The sequence below is a fragment of the Luteimonas sp. A537 genome, from assembly GCF_054052065.1.
This window is the reverse complement of sequence record NZ_JBSVRH010000003.1, coordinates 350,217-366,997: the sequence shown is the minus strand read 5'-3', so window position 1 is coordinate 366,997 and position 16,781 is coordinate 350,217. Positions and strand designations below refer to the sequence as shown.

General features: G+C 70.6%; 17 protein-coding genes. 2 read left to right on the top strand and 15 right to left on the bottom strand.

Features of this window, described 5'->3' with window-relative positions; genetic code table 11:
- Positions 1 to 40: 40 nt before the first annotated feature.
- Genes rodA through ACW7GZ_RS09250 form a run of 5 tightly spaced genes read right to left on the bottom strand, consistent with a single transcriptional unit; the run spans position 41 to position 5,661 of the window.
- The gene (gene rodA, locus ACW7GZ_RS09270; protein ID WP_457004551.1) at positions 41 to 1,153 is read right to left on the bottom strand and encodes a rod shape-determining protein RodA; all 1,113 of its coding nucleotides are present in this window, start codon (positions 1,151 to 1,153) and stop codon (positions 41 to 43) included.
- On the bottom strand, positions 1,150 to 3,162 hold the full coding sequence (gene mrdA / locus ACW7GZ_RS09265) for a penicillin-binding protein 2 (RefSeq protein ID WP_457008896.1): 2,013 nt from the start codon (positions 3,160 to 3,162) through the stop codon (positions 1,150 to 1,152). Before mrdA ends, rodA begins: the two co-directional genes overlap by 4 nt.
- Entirely contained in the window at positions 3,162 to 3,647 is a 486-nt protein-coding gene (gene mreD, locus ACW7GZ_RS09260; protein ID WP_457004547.1) for a rod shape-determining protein MreD, read from the bottom strand. The genes mrdA and mreD overlap by 1 nt, the downstream gene beginning before the upstream one ends.
- On the bottom strand, positions 3,644 to 4,594 hold the full coding sequence (gene mreC, locus ACW7GZ_RS09255) for a rod shape-determining protein MreC (RefSeq protein WP_457004545.1): 951 nt from the start codon (positions 4,592 to 4,594) through the stop codon (positions 3,644 to 3,646). The genes mreD and mreC overlap by 4 nt, the downstream gene beginning before the upstream one ends.
- A gap of 23 nt (positions 4,595 to 4,617) precedes the next feature.
- Positions 4,618 to 5,661 (bottom strand): rod shape-determining protein, encoded by a 1,044-nt coding sequence (locus ACW7GZ_RS09250; RefSeq protein ID WP_457004543.1) that lies wholly within the window; start codon positions 5,659 to 5,661, stop codon positions 4,618 to 4,620.
- Between the two features lie 274 nt (positions 5,662 to 5,935).
- Between ACW7GZ_RS09250 and ACW7GZ_RS09245 the strand changes: the two genes are divergently transcribed.
- Positions 5,936 to 6,868: a carbohydrate kinase family protein gene (locus ACW7GZ_RS09245; protein WP_457004541.1), complete on the top strand. Its 933-nt coding sequence runs from the start codon at positions 5,936 to 5,938 to the stop codon at positions 6,866 to 6,868.
- Positions 6,869 to 6,942: 74 nt separating this feature from the next.
- On the opposite strand, the gene ACW7GZ_RS09240 is transcribed toward ACW7GZ_RS09245, so the two are convergent.
- From ACW7GZ_RS09240 to ubiE, 3 genes are all read right to left on the bottom strand, one after another.
- Positions 6,943 to 7,659, bottom strand: coding sequence for a hypothetical protein (locus ACW7GZ_RS09240; RefSeq protein WP_457004754.1), 717 nt, complete (start codon positions 7,657 to 7,659; stop codon positions 6,943 to 6,945).
- Between the two features lie 124 nt (positions 7,660 to 7,783).
- A complete protein-coding gene (locus tag ACW7GZ_RS09235; RefSeq protein WP_457008894.1) occupies positions 7,784 to 9,844 on the bottom strand; it encodes a M1 family metallopeptidase in 2,061 nt (686 codons plus the stop codon).
- 97 nt (positions 9,845 to 9,941) lie between these two features.
- Positions 9,942 to 10,700 (bottom strand): bifunctional demethylmenaquinone methyltransferase/2-methoxy-6-polyprenyl-1,4-benzoquinol methylase UbiE, encoded by a 759-nt coding sequence (gene ubiE / locus ACW7GZ_RS09230; protein WP_457004537.1) that lies wholly within the window; start codon positions 10,698 to 10,700, stop codon positions 9,942 to 9,944.
- Positions 10,701 to 10,808: 108 nt separating this feature from the next.
- On the opposite strand from ubiE, the gene ACW7GZ_RS09225 reads away from it, so the two are divergent.
- A complete protein-coding gene (locus tag ACW7GZ_RS09225) occupies positions 10,809 to 11,264 on the top strand; it encodes a nucleoside deaminase (protein WP_457004535.1) in 456 nt (151 codons plus the stop codon).
- Positions 11,265 to 11,282: 18 nt separating this feature from the next.
- Here the strand turns inward: ACW7GZ_RS09225 and ACW7GZ_RS09220 are convergent, their stop codons facing one another.
- From ACW7GZ_RS09220 to lptM, 7 genes are all read right to left on the bottom strand, one after another.
- Entirely contained in the window at positions 11,283 to 11,717 is a 435-nt protein-coding gene (locus ACW7GZ_RS09220; protein ID WP_457004533.1) for a hypothetical protein, read from the bottom strand.
- A 138-nt stretch (positions 11,718 to 11,855) separates the two neighbouring features.
- A complete protein-coding gene (gene hslU / locus ACW7GZ_RS09215) occupies positions 11,856 to 13,250 on the bottom strand; it encodes an ATP-dependent protease ATPase subunit HslU (RefSeq protein ID WP_457004752.1) in 1,395 nt (464 codons plus the stop codon).
- An 8-nt stretch (positions 13,251 to 13,258) separates the two neighbouring features.
- Complete coding sequence (gene hslV, locus ACW7GZ_RS09210) at positions 13,259 to 13,810, bottom strand: ATP-dependent protease subunit HslV (protein WP_457004532.1); 552 nt, start codon at positions 13,808 to 13,810, stop codon at positions 13,259 to 13,261.
- Between the two features lie 112 nt (positions 13,811 to 13,922).
- Positions 13,923 to 14,873, bottom strand: a complete 951-nt coding sequence (gene xerC, locus ACW7GZ_RS09205; protein WP_457008892.1) for a tyrosine recombinase XerC — start codon at positions 14,871 to 14,873, stop codon at positions 13,923 to 13,925.
- Positions 14,874 to 14,911: 38 nt separating this feature from the next.
- Positions 14,912 to 15,586: a DUF484 family protein gene (locus ACW7GZ_RS09200; protein WP_457004529.1), complete on the bottom strand. Its 675-nt coding sequence runs from the start codon at positions 15,584 to 15,586 to the stop codon at positions 14,912 to 14,914.
- On the bottom strand, positions 15,583 to 16,455 hold the full coding sequence (gene dapF / locus ACW7GZ_RS09195; protein ID WP_457008890.1) for a diaminopimelate epimerase: 873 nt from the start codon (positions 16,453 to 16,455) through the stop codon (positions 15,583 to 15,585). Before dapF ends, ACW7GZ_RS09200 begins: the two co-directional genes overlap by 4 nt.
- The gene (gene lptM, locus ACW7GZ_RS09190; protein ID WP_457008889.1) at positions 16,442 to 16,777 is read right to left on the bottom strand and encodes an LPS translocon maturation chaperone LptM; all 336 of its coding nucleotides are present in this window, start codon (positions 16,775 to 16,777) and stop codon (positions 16,442 to 16,444) included. Before lptM ends, dapF begins: the two co-directional genes overlap by 14 nt.
- Between the last annotated feature and the right edge of the window lie 4 nt (positions 16,778 to 16,781).

Sequence of the window (16,781 nt, the reverse complement as noted above, 5' to 3'; positions counted from 1 at the left end):
GCCACCGCGCCAGCCGACCGCGCCGGCCGCTGCGGTGGCCTCAGCGCTTGCGCACCGGGCGGTGCGCACCCACCGCCATCACCACGCCCATGCCGGCCAGCAGCGACACCGCGGCGGTGCCGCCGAAGCTCAGCAGCGGCATCGGCACGCCGACCACCGGCAGCAGCCCGGAAATCATGCCGCCGTTGACCAGCACGTAGACGAACAGCGACAGGCCGAGCGCGCCGACCAGCAGGCGCCCGAAGCCGTCGCGCGACTCCGCCGCGATCCACAGGCAGCGGCCCACCACCACCATGTACAGCGAGAGGACGGTCACCACGCCGACCCAGCCGAATTCCTCCGACAGCACCGCGAAGATGAAGTCGGTGGTGTGCTCGGGTACATAGTTCAGGTGCGACTGCGAGCCCTCGCCCCAGCCCTGGCCGCGCAGCCCGCCGGAACCGATGGCGATCTTCGACTGGATGATGTTCCAGCCCGCGCCCAGGGGATCCGACTCGGGGTCGAGGAAGGTGAGGATGCGGTCCTTCTGGTAGGGCCGCAGCATCCAGAACCAGGCCGCCGGCGCCGCCGCCGCCGCCGCCGCGCCCGCGGCCACGAACCACCACCACGACATGCCGGCCAGGTAGAGCGCGAACACGCCGCTGGCGGCCACCAGCATCGCGGTGCCGAAGTCCGGCTGCAGCAGGATCAGCCCCGTGGGCAGTGCCACCAGCAGCATCGCCACCACCGTGACCGCGAAACCGGCCGGCTGCGGGCGCGCGTTGAGGTACCAGGCCACCATCATCGGCAGGCTGAGCTTGAGCAGCTCCGCCGGCTGGAAATAGAACACGCCGAGGTCGAGCCAGTGCGCGCCGCTGCGCCCGGTGCCGAGGAACAGCACCGCCACCAGCGGCAGCAGCGACAGCAGGTACACGGCCGGCGATGCATCGCGCAGGCGCAGCGGCGGCACCCGCGACAGCAGCCACAGCACCCCCAACCCGACGCCGTAGCGCGCACCCTGCGACGTCACCAGGGCGGGGTTCTGGCCCCCGGCGCTGTGCAGCACCGCCAGGCCGATGCCCATCAGCGCCAGCAGGGCGCCCAGCAGCATCCAGTCCAGGGTGCGCACGAAGCGCAGCACCAGGTCCAGCAGGAAGCGGAGGATCTCGTTCATGGCTGCGGCTCCACGGGCACGCCCGGGCGTGCGTCGTGGACTGCCGGGGGATCGACTGCCGCCGGTTCCAGCAGCTGCGCCCCCGGGCCCGGGAACACGGCACCGACCACGTCTTCAAACAAGTCGACCGGCGGCACGGCCACGCCATCGGCCACGGCGGTGGGCTCCGGCACCTCGCCCAGCAGCCAGGCATCGAAGATCTTCCGCGCGATCGGCGCCGCGGTGGCGCCGCCGTAGCCGCCGTGCTCGACCACCACCACCAGCGCGATGGTCGGCTGCTCAGCCGGCGCGTAGCCCGCGAACAGCGCCTGGTGGCGGAGGTGGTAGGGCAAGCTGCGGGGGTCCAGGCTGACGCTGCCGCGACGACTGACGCGCTGCGCGGTGCCGGTCTTGCCGGCCATCCGGTACGGCGCGCCGCGGGCCATGGCCGTCGCCGTGCCGCGGCCGTGGATGGTCGCCTCCATGCCCTCCTGCACCGCGCGCACGTGCGCCGGGCTATCGCTGATGCGCGCCGCGGGCGCGGCCGCCAGCGGCGCCCAGGGCAGGTCGTAGCCGCTGCGCCGCTCGGCCGCCAGGCGCAGCGGATGCAGCATGCCGCCGTTGGCGATGGCCGCGGTGCCGCGCGCCATCTGCAGCGCCGTGGCGACCCAGTAGCCCTGGCCGATGCCGGCGATCACCGTCTCGCCCGGATACCAGGGCTCGCGGCTGTTGCCCAGTTTCCATTCGCGCGAAGGCACGATCCCCGACGTCTCCCCGGTCAGGTCGATGCCGGTGGGTTCGCCGAAGCCGTAGCGGTGCATGTACTCCGCCAGGCGGTCGATGCCCATGTCGTAGGCGAGCTTGTAGTAGTAATAATTGATCGAACGCGAGATCGAGTCGCGCAGGTCGACCCAGCCGGCGCCACGCCCGGCGTCGCGGTAGCCGCGGCTCTGCCCGGGGATGAAGAACTCGCCGGTGGAGAACACCCGGCTTTCCGGCGTGCGCAGGCCGCTGTCGAGGCCGGCCAGGGCCATGAAGGGCTTCACGATCGAGCCCAGCGGCCCGCCGCCCAGCACGTTGCGGTTGAACAGCGGCCGCGCCGGGTCGTCCATCAGCCCGCGGTAATCGGTGGTGGAAATTCCGTTGACGAACAGGTTGGGGTCGTAGCTGGGCAGGCTGACCATCGCCAGCACCTGGCCCGTGGCCGGGTCCACCGCCACCGCCGAGCCCTGCATCTCGCCGAAGGCCACCACCATCGCTCGCTGCAGCTCGACGTCCAGCGACAGCTTCAGGTCGGCGCCCGCGGTGGCCGGCACCAGGCCGACCCTGCGCAGTGCCCGGCCCTCGACGTTGGTTTCGACCTGCTCATAGCCGACCACGCCGCGCAGGGCTTCGTCGTAATACCGCTCCAGGCCGGCGCGCCCGGTATGGGTGAACACCGCATGGGCTTCACCGAAGCGCTCGATGTCGCTGTCATCGGTGCGCCCGACGTAGCCGACCACGTGCGCCAGCAGATCGCCATAGGGGTAGCGGCGATTGAGGTAGGGCACCAGCTCGACGCCCGGGAAGCGCCAGCGTTCGACCGCGAAGCGCGCGGCCTCCTCGTCGCTGATGCGCAGCTTCAGCGGAATCGCACGGAAGGAACGAGTGGACTTGCGCGCGACCTCGAAACGCTCGATGTCCTCGGGCGCGAGCTCCACCAGCTCCGACAGCGCATCCACCAGCGCGGGGATGTCGCCGGCCTCCTCGGGGGTCACGTCGAGGCGGTAGGCGGGCACGTTGTCGGCCAGGATCCGGCCTTCGCGGTCCAGGATCAGGCCGCGCCCCGGCACCACCGGCCGCGGCTTGATGCGGTTGGCGTGCGAACGCTTGGCGTAGTCGTCGTGATCGAGCACCTGCAGCTTGAAATACCAGCCGGCCAAGCCCCCCAGCGCCAGCACGACCACGGCAAAGCCGATCAGGGCACGCCCGCGGAACAGGCGCGCCTCGGCCTCGGCGTTGCGAAGCCGACGGCCCCGCGGACCCGACATCACCGGTGCGCGCCGCGGCGGATCCGCAGCGCGTCAAGCAGCACGAACAGCGGTGCCCACAGCAGCATGCCTGGCAGCGGCGCCCACCAGTACGCCAGCGGCAGCACCGGCTCGCCCAGGCCGAAATGGATCACGGTGCTGATCACGCGGTCGTTGAGCAGCAGGCCACCGATCGCCAGCGCCTGCTGCGGCATCGGGAAAAAGCGCAGCTGGGTGCGGAAGCGCTGCAGGATGAAGGTCATCACCACCAGCCGCAGCGCCTGTTCGCCGAGCAGGCCGCCGAAGGCGAGGTCGGCCACCAGGCCCGCGCCGAAGGCGAAGCCCAGGCCGACGCGTTCGCTGTCCTCGATCACCCAGTAGGCCAGCACCAGGGCCAGCCAGTACGGGCGCAGCGGCTGCAGCAGGGCGGGCATGGGCAGCAGGCCGAGCAGCAGGGCCAGCAGTACGCTGACCGGCAGCAACCAGCCGCGGTCGCGGGCGCTCATGGCACGACTCCTGGCGCTGGCGTCGCCGCATCCACCACGTCCGCAGCCGCTTGCCCGGCACCGGGCACGGCATCGGCTGCCGCGGCCGGCGGCGCCTCGTCCCGCGCCATCGGTTGCTCGCGCAGCAGCAGCACGTCGCGACCGCGGTCGAGCTGGGCCGCGGCGTTGACGTCGCCGAGCAGGAACGCGCGACTGTCATCGGGGCGCAGGGCCGCGATCGTGCCCACCGGAAAGCCCGGAGGGAAGCGGCCGCCAAGCCCGGAGGTGATCAGCACGTCGCCGGCGCGCACGTCGCTTGACAGCGGCACGTTGCGCAGTTCCAGCACGTCGCTGCGGCCGGTGCCGTATACGATCAGGCGCACGCCGGTGCGCGCCACCGCCACCGGCACGGCGTGGTCGGGGTCGGTCAGCAGCAGCACCACGGCCGTGGTCGGCGTGGCCTCGATCACCTGCCCGACCAGGCCGCCGGCATCGATCACCGCCTGGCCGCGACGCACCCCGGTGCGGGTGCCGGCGTTGAGCATCAAGCGCTGGCGGGTGGGGTCGAGGTCGACATCGAGGATCGGCGCCAGCTGCACGTCCTGGCTGCCGCGTTCGGCGGCACCAAGCAGGCCGCGCAGGCGCGCGCTCTCCTCGGCTTCGACCTGCAGCCGCGCCTGCCGGGCGGCACCGAGCAGGAGCTCGTTGCGCAGGTGGCGGTTCTCTTCGGACAGCCGGGTCCGGCTGGCGGCGTCGTCGCGGACGCTCTCGCCCAGGCGCGCGGGCAATCCGGCCAGCCACCACACCGGCTGCATGGCCACGCTGGCGTGGCCGCGCGCCTGGGCCAGCCAGTCACCGCGGTGATCAAGCACAAGCAGCGTCACCGACAGCGCGAGGTAGGCCAGCAGCTTCAGCGTGCCGGTGACGTCACTGGATCGGGGTGCGGCGGGACCGGCGTAGTTGGGCACGGTGTTGGCGGGGGTCGGTCAGGTCACTCCGAGGCGAAGAACTCGTTGCCGTGCATGTCCAGCAGCTCCAGCGCACGGCCACCGCCGCGGGCCACGCAGGTCAACGGGTCCTCGGCCACCTGTACATGCAGGCCGGTCTCCTCGCTCAGCAGGCGGTCGATGTCGCGCAAGAGGGCGCCGCCGCCGGTGAGCACGATGCCGCGCTCGGCGACGTCGGCGCTGAGCTCCGGCGGGGTCTGTTCCAGCGCCTGGCGCACCGCGGCCACGATGCCCATCAGCGGTTCGCGCAGCGCATCGAGCACCTCGTTCGAGTTGATCTTGACCATCTTCGGCACGCCCTCGGCCAGGTGACGGCCGGAGATCTCGGTTTCCAGGACCTTTTCCTGCGGGTAGGCGCAGCCGAGTTCGATCTTGACCCGCTCGGCCGTGGCCTCGCCGATCAGCATGCCGTGGTTGCGGCGCACGTAGTTGATGATCGACTCGTCGAAGCGGTCGCCGCCGATGCGCGCGGACTGCGAATAGACGATGCCGTTGAGCGCGATCACCGCGACTTCCGTGGTGCCGCCGCCGATGTCGACCACCATCGAGCCGCGCGCCTCGGTGACCGGCATGCCGGCACCGATCGCGGCGGCCATGGGCTCTTCGATCAGGGAGACATCGCGGGCACCGGCCTCCATCGCCGAGTCCTTGATGGCGCGCTTCTCCACCTGGGTGGACCCGGCCGGGACGCAGATCAGCACCCGCGGGCTGGGCCGCAGGAAGCGGCCCTTGTGCACCTTGCGGATGAAGTACTTGAGCATTTCCTCGGTATAGGTGAAGTCGGCGATCACGCCGTCCTTCATCGGCCGGTGGGTGGTGAGGTGGCCTGGCGTGCGGCCGAGCATCTGCTTGGCCTCGCTGCCCACCGCGGCGACCGCCCTTGGGCCGCCGTTGCGGTCCTGGCGGATGGCCACCACCGACGGCTCGTTGAGCACGATGCCCTGGCCGCGGACGAAAATAAGGGTGTTGGCCGTGCCCAGGTCGATGGACAGGTCATTGGAGAACATGCCGCGGAACTTCTTGAACATCGGGGGCGCGCGTCCGTCAGGAGGGGGGCGGGAACGGGGGAATTCCCGGAGAAAACCGGATCATCAAGCGTAGCAACCACCCCCTGCCCCGGCAAGGAAAAACGCCCCGGCGCACGCCGTGCGGCTTGGCCCGGCGCGACGGCGGGGCTAACCTGTGCGGCGGTCTGGCCCCGAAGGGGCCGCGCCAACATCGCCGCCGGTCCGCGGCATTGCACGATATCCCCGAAAAACGCCGTCCCACCGGGCCGGCACCAGCCCCCGGAGCACTTTCCCGATGCCTGCACTGATCTGCGGTTCCCTGGCCTACGACACCATCATGGTGTTCCCCGACCAGTTCAAGAACCACATCCTGCCGGACAAGGTGCACATCCTGAACGTGTCGTTCCTGGTGCCGCGGATGCGCCGCGAATTCGGCGGCTGCGCCGGCAACATCGCCTACAACCTGAAGCTGCTGGGTGGCGACCCGATCCCGATGGCGACCGTCGGCCAGGACTTCGGACCCTATCGCGATTACTTCGCCGAGCTCGGGATCCCGCTCGCCCACGTCAAGGAAATCCCGGAGCTGTTCACGCCGCAGGCGTTCATCACCACCGACCTCGACAACAACCAGATCACCGCCTTCCACCCCGGCGCGATGATGCGCTCGTACGAAAACCACGTGCGCGACGTGCCCGGCGTGAGCATCGGCATCGTCAGCCCGGACGGCTACGAAGGCATGATCCAGAATTCGAAGGAGTTCGCCGAGGCCGGCATTCCCTTCATCTTCGACCCGGGCCAGGCGATGCCGCTGTTCAACGGCGCGGAGCTGCGCGCCTTCATCGAGCAGGCCGACTACGTCACAGTCAACGACTACGAGTCGAACCTGCTGCAGGAGCGCACCGGCTGGGACGAAGCCACCATCGCCGGCAAGGTCAAGGCCTACATCACCACGCGCGGTCCCAGGGGCGTGGTGATCTACGCCGACGGCAAGACCTACGACGTGCCGCCTGCGCACGAGACCCGCGTCACCGACCCGACCGGCTGCGGCGACGCGTTCCGCGCCGGCCTGCTGTTCGGCATCGAGAAAGGGTACGACTGGGAAACCATCGGCCGCATCGGCAACCTGATGGGCGCACTGAAGGTCGAGCACCCGGGCACGCAGAACCAGCGATTCGACTACGACGAGTTCGCGGCGCAGTTCAGGCAGCAGTTCGGCTACGCGCTGTAATCCGGCATCCGCCGCTCCTGCAGGAGCGGCCATGGCCACAACTTTTGCCTACAAGAGCAGAGGGCCCGGCTGCCTCAGTTCCAGGCCGGCAACTGCTTGCGGTCCAGGCCAGCGACTTCGAACTCGACGGTACGCGTGCCGCCGGCCTTGACCGGATACTCCACCACCAGCCGCTTCGCGCCGTCGATCATCCGCCACAGCGCCTTTTCATCATCGATGAACATGGCGATGGCTTCGTCGGTGTCGGGACGGTTGGCGGCCATCTTCTTCGGCGTCGCATCGTCCACCGTGACCGTGACCCGGCAGGCCCCGTAGCAGTCGAAGTCGCCGGCCTGCATCACCAGGTAGCTGCTGCGGCCCCAGTCCGGATGGTCGCGGAAGATCAGGCGCACGGGCTTTTCGCCGCTGCCGTCGCTGTCGACGCCCTGGCGTGAAAAAATCGCCGCTGAAAGCTGGTTGCCGCCCTTCACCGGCTCGCTGTTGTAGGCCCAGAGCGCTTCCACGCGGGCCTCCTCGCGCACCTGGTTGCCCTTGGCCCGCGCCTCTTCGTGCAGCGGGCGGATGCGTTCGGCCGCGGCCGTGTCCGGGTAGCGCGCCAGCAGCACGTCGCCCTGGGCGCCGGCCAGCACCCAGTTTTCCGCGGCGTAGGCGGTGTCGAAGTCGGCTGCGGCCTGCTCGGCCGCGGCTTCGTTGGCCTGCGCCTGCGAAGCGGCCTGGGCTTCGGCCTGCGCGGCCGGGTCCTGGCAGGCGGCCAGCGCCAGCAGCGCGGCGGAAAGAGCTACCGCGACCATGGTGGGGCGTCGTGCGCTGTCAGGGCGTGGCGTGTTCATGCGGAACCTCGTCTTGCGGTGAACGTTTTGACCAACGGTGCCGGAAACGACCGTGCGCGGGTGATCGCCAGCGCCCGCGGCCTGGTCAGCGACCGGTGGGCGCCGGGCGCGTGGGGTCGCCGTCCGCGGCCGGCATCGCCGGTTCCGTCGCGGCCGGCGGCGGCACGGGCTCGGCGGGCTCGACCGCCGCCGGCGCCACCGGCGTGCCGGTGCCCGGCGCCGGCTTCGCTTCGGCGATGACTTTCTCCACCGAACCGGTGGTGATCGGGTGGTAGCCCGGGCGCGCGGCGGCCAGCTGCTCCTTGGCGAACGCCAGGCCGGCCTCGGTGGCGACCAGCGCCTGGTAGGTCGGCATGATCAGCTTGCGGCGGCCGATGGTGCGCAGGAAGTCGGCGATCGCCGGGTAGGCCTGCACGTAGCCGCTGCGCACCGCCAGTGGGTACCAGCGCTGCGCGATCTCGCCGTTGGGCGTGCCGGTGAAGGCGTAGGCGGTGTCGAGCTGCGACAGCTGCTCGGCCGAAAGCGTCTCCGGCATGCCTTCGAGGAAATGCACCCATTCCTGCGTGCTCCACTCGTCGGTGATCACCGCCGGCGGCACCGTGCCGCTGCCCAGCCAGCCCAGGCGCGCGCTGTCGACCACGCCGAAGTTGCGCGACAGCACCTGCGGCGCGGTGGCCGGAATCCCGGGCTCGTACAGCCAGGCGTCGAACTCGGCACGGCTCACCTTGCCGGGGTACTTGCCCAGCAGGTGCTCGTTGGCGTACTCGACGAAGCGCGACGTGGGGATCGACTGGAACGCGAAATGATCGAAATAGCCGCGCAGGAAGGCGTCGAACTCGGCACGGCCGAAGCGCTCTTCAAGGAACTGCAGGAACCACGCGCCCTTGTCGTAGGACACGGCGCTGAGCGAGTCGTCCGGATCCTTGACCACGCCCGGGCGCACCGCCAGCGCCTGCTCCTCCGGACTCATGTTCGCGATCTCGGCCTTCAGGCCGTTGCGCGAGATCACGTATTCCATGTCGGCGCGTTCCTTGCCGAACAGCGCCTCGATGATGCGGTTCTCGACGTAGCTGGTGAAGCCCTCGTTGAGCCAGCCGTCCTTGGCGCTGGAGTTGGTCACCAGGTTGCCGGACCAGCTGTGCGCCAGCTCGTGCGCGATCAGCGCCACCAACGACTTGTCGCCGACGATCACGGTGGGCGTGGCGAAGGTCAGGCGCGGGTTTTCCATGCCGCCATAGGGGAACGACGGCGGCAGCACCAGGATGTCGTAGCGCTCCCAGCGGTAGGGGCCGTAGAGCGACTCGGCGGTGGCGATCATCTTCTCGGTGTCTTCGAACTCGGCCACCGCGCGGTCGACCGCGGCCGGCTCGGCCCAGACGCCGGAGCGCGCCGAGATCGGCTTGAACACCAGGTCGCCGGCGGCGATCGCCATCAGGTACGAGGGAATGCGCTGCGGCATGCTGAAGCTGTAGTCGCCATCGCGTGCGGCCACCGGATCATTGTCGGCGCTCATCAGCACCATCACGTCAGCCGGCGCGGTCACGTGCGCGCTGTAGGTGTAGCGCACGCGCGGCGTGTCCTGCAGCGGCACCCACGAGCGCGCGTGGATCGCCTGCGACTGGCTGAACATGAAGGGCGTGGCCTTGCCCTCGGTCATCGCAGCATCGAGCCACTGCAGGCCCGAGGCCTCGGGCACCGTGCGGTAGGCCACGCGGATGTGCGCGTTGCGCTCCGGCGCCTGGATGGTGAGCTTGCTGCCGAGCAGGTCGTCGCGCCCGGCCAGCGCGTATTCCAGCGGTTGCCAGGCGCCGCCCTCGCCCTCGCCTTCCACGCGTTCGATCTTGAGGTCGCGGGTGTCGAGCACGAGCTCGGTAGCCGCGTCATCGCGCCAGTCGAGGGTGTAGGTGGCGGTGCCGCTGATGGTGCGGGCGTCGAAATCAAGCGCCAGGTCGAGCGCCAGGTCGTCGATGGCGACCTTGTCGGGGTCTGCGTAGGAGTGCTCGTCGTAGTCGTCGCCGCTGGCGGCGGCCTGCGGCTTGGGCGCCGGCGGCGCATCGGTGGGGGTCGGCTCGCGCTTGCAGGCGACAGCGGCGAACAGGACCAGTGCCGCGATGGCGGCCAGGCGAAGGGTGCGGCTCAGGGTCATGGACGGGGGCCCGGTGATTGGAACAGCCCCCGATTCTAGCCGGTGGTCGCCGCCGGATGCGCCCGCGCGGCGATTCGTGCGGCGATTTGCGCCGCGCTCAGGCCTTGTAGCCGTCGTGGATGGCGACGATCCCGCCCGACAGGTTGCGGTAACGGCAGCGCGCGAAGCCCGCGGCCTCCATCATCGACTTGAGCTCTTCCTGCGGCGGATGCTTGCGGATGGATTCGGCCAAATACTGGTAGCTGTCGGCGTCGCTGGCGAACAGCCGGCCCAGGCGCGGCAACACCTTGAAGGAGTGGAAGTCGTACGCGGGCTTGAACCAGTCCGGCACCTCGGAGAACTCCAGCACGCGTGCCTGCCCGCCGACCTTGAGCACGCGCAGCATCTCGCGCAGGCCGGCGTCCTTGTCGGTCACGTTGCGCAGCCCGAAGGCGATCGTGACCAGGTCGAAGCTGGCGTCCGGGAACGGCAGCGACTGCGCGTTGCACTGCACATAGCTGAAGCCGCGCACGTGGCCGCGGTCGACCATGCGGTCGCGGCCCACGCGCAGCATGTTGCCGTTGATGTCGCCCAGCACCAGTTCCCCGGTCTCGCCCACGCGCGGGCGCAGCAGCGCGGCCACGTCGCCGGTGCCGCCGGCGAGATCGAGCACGCGGTCGCCGCGGCTGACCTGCGCGGTGGCGGTGAAGTAGCGCTTCCACAGCCGGTGGATGCCGAACGACATCAGGTCGTTCATCAGGTCGTAGCTGCCGGCCACCGACGAGAACACCTCGCCCACCAGCTTCTGCTTCTCGCCCACCGGCACGTCGCGGAAGCCGAAGTGGGTGGTGTCGGGGCGGGGGTCGCGGTCGGTCATGGCGGCGATTATCGCACCGTGGCGGCAGCGGCGCGCGCGCATCGCGGACCGCAGGCCCCGCGGCATGGCACGATGCCGGCCCTCCCCCGCCCGCCTGGAGCGCCCGCCATGATCGCCACCCCGGACTACCGCGCCCTGCTCGACACCGCCATCGACGAGGCCCGCCAGGGCCTGGCCGAGGGCGGGATCCCGATCGGCGCCGCCCTGTACCACGCCGACGGCCGCCTGCTCGGCTGCGGCCACAACCGCCGCGTGCAGGAGGACGACCCGTCCATCCACGGCGAGACCGACGCCTTCCGCAAGGCCGGCCGCCAGCGCTCCTACCGCGACACGATCATGGTCACCACGCTGGCGCCCTGCTGGTACTGCAGCGGGCTGGTGCGGCAGTTCAACATCGGCACGGTGGTGGTGGGCGAGGCGGTGAACTTCGCCGGCGGGGTTGAATGGCTGCGGGAGAGCGGCACCGAGGTGGTGGTGCTGGATGACGAACGCTGCGTCACGATGATGGGCGAGTGGATCGAGGCCAATCCGGGGCTTTGGAACGAGGATATCGGGGAGGAGTGAGGCCGCGGTGCGGCTTTCTCACCGCCCCTCGATCGTGAACGCCCCGAATGCCACGCCCAGATCCACGCCCTCGCCGGTGCCGGCCAGGGCGAGCGAGACTTCGCCCTTGGTCATCACCTGGGCCTTGCTGGACTTCACCACGCCGGCGTGGGCTTCGCCCGAGACGTAGGTGCCAAGCACCTCGCTGATCGAGTCCACGCCGGAGAACTGGCCGCGGCCGCCGCGGATCTCGGACTTGCCGACGGTCAGGCCACCGCCGCGGGCTTCGATGGTCACGGCGCGCGACTGGCCGTTGTCGCAGCTGACCCGGCCGCTGCCCGAGCCGGTCTTGTAGAACACGGACCAGCCGGACATGTCGAAATCCAGGCGGCAGGACACGTCGCCGGCGGCGGCGGGCGCGGCGGCCAGCAGCAGCACGAGCGCGGCGCCGGTGATCGAAAGGGGACGGTGCATGGTGGCCTCGCGGAAGCGGTCCGGGGGACCAGTCTGCCAGCCGGACATGCCCGGATGCGCGCCGCCTGCTGAATGCCGGCCCTCCCCCGCCCCCGCGCGGTCGCGGGAGCGGGAGCGGGATGCGTCCTGCCGGCGCGCTTACAGGATGTAGCGGCTCAGGTCCTGGTCCTGCACCAGCTCGCCCAGCTGTGCATCGACATAGGCGCGGTCGATGCTGACGACGCCGCCGCGGTCGGGCGCCTCGAAGCTCAGGCTGTCCAGCAGCCGCTCGAGCACGGTGTGCAGGCGGCGCGCGCCGATGTTTTCCTGGCGCTCGTTGACCTCGGCGGCGATCTCGGCCAGGCGGTCGATGGCGTCGTCGGTGAAGTCGAGCTCCAGGCCTTCGGTCTTCATCAGCTCGACGTACTGCTTGGTCAACGCGGCCTTGGGCTCGGTCAGGATGCGCACGAAGTCGTCCTTCAGCAGCGCCGTGAGCTCGACCCGGATCGGGAACCGGCCCTGCATCTCCGGGATCAGGTCGCTGGGCTTGGCCAGGTGGAAGGCGCCGGATGCGATGAACAGGATGTGGTCGGTCTTCACCGGGCCGTACTTGGTGCTGACGGTGCTGCCTTCGACCAGCGGCAGCAGGTCGCGCTGCACGCCCTCGCGGCTGACGTCGGCGCCCATGCCCTCGCTGCGCTTGGCGACCTTGTCGATCTCGTCGATGAAGACGATGCCGTGCTGTTCGCAGGCCTCGATCGCGGCCGCGCGCACTTCGTCCTCGTTGACCAGCTTGCCGGCCTCTTCCTCGATGAGCAGCGGACGCGCGGCGTGGATCGGCATGCTGCGCTTGTTGGTCTTGCCACTGCCGAGGTTGGCGAACATCTGCCGCAGCTGCTGGCCCATTTCCTCCATGCCCGGCGGGGTCATGATGTCGACGCCACCGCCGGCGGCAAGGTCGAGTTCGATCTCGCGCCCGTCGAGCTCGCCGGAGCGCAGCTGGCGGCGCAGCTTCTGGCGGGTCTCCGACTCCTGCGACGACGGCTCGGCACCGATGTCGACGGTGGTGCTGCCCTGCGCCGCGGCGCCGAAGCCGAAGCCGGGCGACTGGGACTGCTCGCGCTTGGGCAGCAGTGCGTCGAGGATCCGGTCCTCGGCGCGCTCCTCGGCCTGGGTGCGCATCTTCTGCTTGGCCTGCTCGCGGTAGAGCTTGACCGCGGTGTCGGCGAGGTCGCGGATGATCTGCTCGACGTCCTTGCCGACGTAGCCGACCTCGGTGAAGCGCGTGGCCTCCACCTTCACGAACGGCGCGTTGGCCAGCGTCGCCAGGCGGCGCGCGATCTCGGTCTTGCCGACGCCGGTGGGGCCGATCATCAGGATGTTCTTGGGCATGACCTCGTTGCGCAGCTCGTCGCCGAGCTGGGCGCGGCGCCAGCGGTTGCGCAGCGCGATCGCGACCGCGCGCTTGGCCTCCTGCTGGCCGACGATGTGGCGGTCAAGCTCCTGCACGATCTCGCGCGGGGTCATGGTGGCGTGGGAGGTGTCGATCTTCATGGCCATGCTCAGAGCTCCTCGACCACGACGTTGCGGTTGGTGTAGATGCAGATGTCGCCGGCGATGTTGAGCGACTCGGTGGCGACCATGCGCGCGTCCATCTGCGTGTGCGCGAGCAGCGCGCGCGCCGCGGACAGCGCGAACGGGCCGCCGGAGCCGATCGCGATCAGCCCGTCCTCGGGCTCGATCACGTCGCCGGTGCCGCTGATGATCAGCGAGGTGTCCCTGTCGGCCACCGCGAGCAGCGCTTCGAGCTTCCCGAAGCGGCGCTCGGTGCGCCAGTCCTTCGCAAGCTCCACCGCGGCGCGGGTGAGCTGGCCGTGCTTCTCGAGCTTGGATTCGAAGAGTTCGAACAGAGTGAAGGCATCGGCGGCCGCGCCGGCGAAGCCCGCGAGGATCTGGCCGTCCTTGCCGAGGCGGCGCACCTTGCGCGCGTTCGACTTCATCACCGTGTTGCCGAGGGTCACCTGGCCGTCGCCGGCGATGGCGACGCGGCCCTCGCGGCGCACCGACACGATGGTCGTGGCGTGGAATACGTGGGGATTCTGGCTGGGGTCCATGCGGCCTCCGTGGGCTGAATCCTCTGGATGGGGTTGGTCGCGGAGGGATGCAAGGGTCCCGTCGGCGCGCCGCGCCTCTGTAGGAGCAGCTATAGCTGCGACCCGGGCCGGGTCAGTCCTTGCGGCGCTTGGCCCGCGGATGCGCGTCGTCGTAGACCTTCGCCAGGTGCTGGAAATCCAGGTGCGTGTAGATCTGCGTGGTCGCGATGTCCGCGTGTCCCAGCAGCTCCTGCACGCCGCGCAGGTCACCGGACGATTCCAGCATGTGGCTGGCGAATGAATGCCGCAGCAGATGGGGATGCACGCGCTTGAACAGACCCTGCCGCCGCGCCAGCTCGCGCAGCCGGAGCTGCACTGCACGCGCACTGATCGGTGCACCGCCGCGGCCGGGAAAGACCGGCGCGTCAGGGCCCGGCAGCGAACCCGCATCCGAGCCGCTCGCGCTACCTTCCGCGCGCCACTCTGCAAGCGCCTTGCAGGCGTGCGAGCCCACCGGCACGGTGCGCTGGCGGCTGCCCTTGCCGAGTACCGTCACCAGGCCCTGGTCCATGTCCAGGTCGCGCCAGCGCAGCAGGCGCAGCTCGGTCAGGCGCAGGCCCGAGGAATAGAACAGCTCCAGCAAAGCGCGGTCGCGCAGGCCCAGCGGCGCGTCGGTCGGCACCTCCACCAGGGCCATGGCTTCGTCGACATCCAGCACCTGCGGCAGCTTGCGCGGCGCGCGCGGGGCGCGCACGCCGGTGGCGGGATTGGCGGCGATGCGACCGTGCTTCAGCAGCCACTGGTAGAAGCTGCGACAGCCCGACAGCCGACGCTGCAGGCTCTTGGGCGCCAGCCCGCGGCGATGCTCTGCGGCGACAAAGGCGCGCAGCGCGGCGCTGTCGAGCGCCAGCAGGTCGTCATGGCCCGCGCCTGCAGACCACCCCGCCAGCGCGGCCAGGTCGCGGCGGTAGGCGTCCAGGGTGTGCGCCGACATCCGGCGCTCGAACTCGATGTGGGCGAGGAAGTCGACGACCGCCGGATGCGTGCCAGCGACCGCCGCGCCTCCCGCGTTCTTCGCGCCCACAAGCCGACCTCCCTCGCGTCTTCGCGCTTTCGCAGGGCTCAATCCCGATGCCGCAACAGCGCCACCGCGAAGGCCTCGGCCATCATGCGCAGGAACAGCGTGCCCATGCCCGGATAGAAGCGGTTGGGGTCGCTGCTGCCGACCGCCACCACGCCCACGCCGTCGATCGGCAGCAGCGCCGTGGACGCGACCTCGTCGACGCGTGCGGCGTACAGCAGCGCCTGCTTGTCCGGGTGCAGCCGGCCGCACAGCGGTTCGCCGTCGCGGAGGCAGTCGGCGAAGGGCTGCAGGCTGCGGTCGTCGCGGGCGATGACCTGCAGCCATTCCTCGTCCTGCAGGCCGGGCAGCGGCTCGAACAGCACCACGCGCACCAGGTCGCCGTTGAAGTCCTCGGCAAGCGTCGCAACCATGGCCCGGACCACGCCGGCGGCGCTGCGGGGGCGCATCAGCGCCAGGGTCAGCTGATGGGTGCGCACCGCCAGCCGCTCGTTCTCCTGCGATACCGCGTACAGGTCCTGCAGGCGGCGCGAGAGTTCGCGGTTCTTGTCGCGCAGCACTTCCAGCTGGTAGCTGGCCAGCGAGGCGGCGGGCCCGTCCTCGCGCGGGACCACCATGCTGATCGCAAGGTCCGGGAACTGCTGCAGGAACCTGGGGTGCCGGCGCAGCCAGGCCGCGACCTCGTGGGCGCCGAGCTTCTCGACGGTGTCGTTCATGCGTTGAATACCCCTTCGTAGACGAATGCCGCCGGTCCGGCCATGCGCAGGCCGCCGTCGGCACCATGGTAAATGCGAAGCGTGCCGCCGGGCAGCACGACATCCACCCCCGCCGCCGCGTCCACGCGGCCGCGGCGCGCCAGCACCGCCACCGCGGCGCAGGCGCCGCTGCCGCAGGCCAGCGTTTCGCCGACGCCGCGTTCGAACACGCGCAGGCGGATGCGGTTGCGGTCGATGACCTCGGCGAAGCCGACGTTGCACGACTCCGGGAACGCCGCGTGCCGCTGCAGCGCCGGGCCCAGCTCCGCCACCGGCGCGGCGTCAACGTCGTCGACCTCGAGCACGGCGTGCGGGTTGCCCATCGAGACCGCGCCGACGCGCAGCGCGAGGCCGTCGACCTCGATCGCGTACGCATCAGCCGCGGCGGCGAAGCCGGCCAGGGGGATCGCCTGGGGCGCGAACACCGGCGCGCCCATCGCGATGTCGAACATGCCCTCGCCCAGCGCACGCGCGCGATGGCTGGCCACCGGGCTGTCGAGGATGAAGTCGGCGGCCGCGGCGCCGTCGCGCACCAGCCAGGCGGCCACGCAGCGCGCGCCGTTGCCGCACTGCTGCGAAGGCGAGCCGTCGGCGTTCCAGATGGCGTAGGACGCCAGCGCGTCCGCGCTGCGCGGCGCGGCGATGGTCAGGATCTGGTCGCAGCCCGCGCCGCGGTGGCGGTCGGCGAGCAGCCGGCACAGCGCGGCGTCCGGCGACGACCGGCCGTCGCGCAGGTCCAGGACCACGAAGTCGTTGCCGGCCCCGTGCATCTTGCTGAAGCGCAGTGCGGCCGGAGCGGCCGCGGCCATCGCGGGATCAGGCGACGCCATCACCCTCGTCGCCCGCAGCAGCCGCGGCCGGGTCGTCGCCCTCGCCGTCGACGCCGGCTTCGGGATCGACGTCCGTATCGGCGTCGATATCGGTGTCGATATCGGTGTCGATATCAGTGTCCACGTCAGCGTCCGCATCGTCGTCCACCGGCTCGCCGTCGGTGCCTGCATCGGCATCATCGTCGGCTTCGTCAGCGGATCCGGCCGGCCAATCCTCGTCGTCCGGCGCCGGTGGCGGCAGCAGCGGGCCCTTGTTGCCGCAGGCGGACAGCGCGAGCACGGACGACAGCAGGGCGAGTGGCAGCAAGGCGCGGATATTCATGGCC

Bases quoted from the DNA above. Each gene is read 5' to 3' on its own strand.
- dapF (WP_457008890.1), bottom strand. From the start codon at position 16,455: ATGGCGTCGCCTGATCCCGCGATGGCCGCGGCCGCTCCGGCCGCACTG.
- ACW7GZ_RS09200 (WP_457004529.1), bottom strand. From the start codon at position 15,586: ATGAACGACACCGTCGAGAAGCTCGGCGCCCACGAGGTCGCGGCCTGG.
- hslU (WP_457004752.1), bottom strand. From the start codon at position 13,250: ATGAAGATCGACACCTCCCACGCCACCATGACCCCGCGCGAGATCGTG.
- ACW7GZ_RS09220 (WP_457004533.1), bottom strand. From the start codon at position 11,717: ATGCACCGTCCCCTTTCGATCACCGGCGCCGCGCTCGTGCTGCTGCTG.
- lptM (WP_457008889.1), bottom strand. From the start codon at position 16,777: ATGAATATCCGCGCCTTGCTGCCACTCGCCCTGCTGTCGTCCGTGCTC.
- ACW7GZ_RS09240 (WP_457004754.1), bottom strand. From the start codon at position 7,659: ATGGTCGCGGTAGCTCTTTCCGCCGCGCTGCTGGCGCTGGCCGCCTGC.
- ACW7GZ_RS09245 (WP_457004541.1), top strand. From the start codon at position 5,936: ATGCCTGCACTGATCTGCGGTTCCCTGGCCTACGACACCATCATGGTG.
- rodA (WP_457004551.1), bottom strand. From the start codon at position 1,153: ATGAACGAGATCCTCCGCTTCCTGCTGGACCTGGTGCTGCGCTTCGTG.
- ACW7GZ_RS09225 (WP_457004535.1), top strand. From the start codon at position 10,809: ATGATCGCCACCCCGGACTACCGCGCCCTGCTCGACACCGCCATCGAC.
- hslV (WP_457004532.1), bottom strand. From the start codon at position 13,810: ATGGACCCCAGCCAGAATCCCCACGTATTCCACGCCACGACCATCGTG.
- mreD (WP_457004547.1), bottom strand. From the start codon at position 3,647: ATGAGCGCCCGCGACCGCGGCTGGTTGCTGCCGGTCAGCGTACTGCTG.
- ACW7GZ_RS09250 (WP_457004543.1), bottom strand. From the start codon at position 5,661: ATGTTCAAGAAGTTCCGCGGCATGTTCTCCAATGACCTGTCCATCGAC.
- mrdA (WP_457008896.1), bottom strand. From the start codon at position 3,162: ATGTCGGGTCCGCGGGGCCGTCGGCTTCGCAACGCCGAGGCCGAGGCG.
- ubiE (WP_457004537.1), bottom strand. From the start codon at position 10,700: ATGACCGACCGCGACCCCCGCCCCGACACCACCCACTTCGGCTTCCGC.
- ACW7GZ_RS09235 (WP_457008894.1), bottom strand. From the start codon at position 9,844: ATGACCCTGAGCCGCACCCTTCGCCTGGCCGCCATCGCGGCACTGGTC.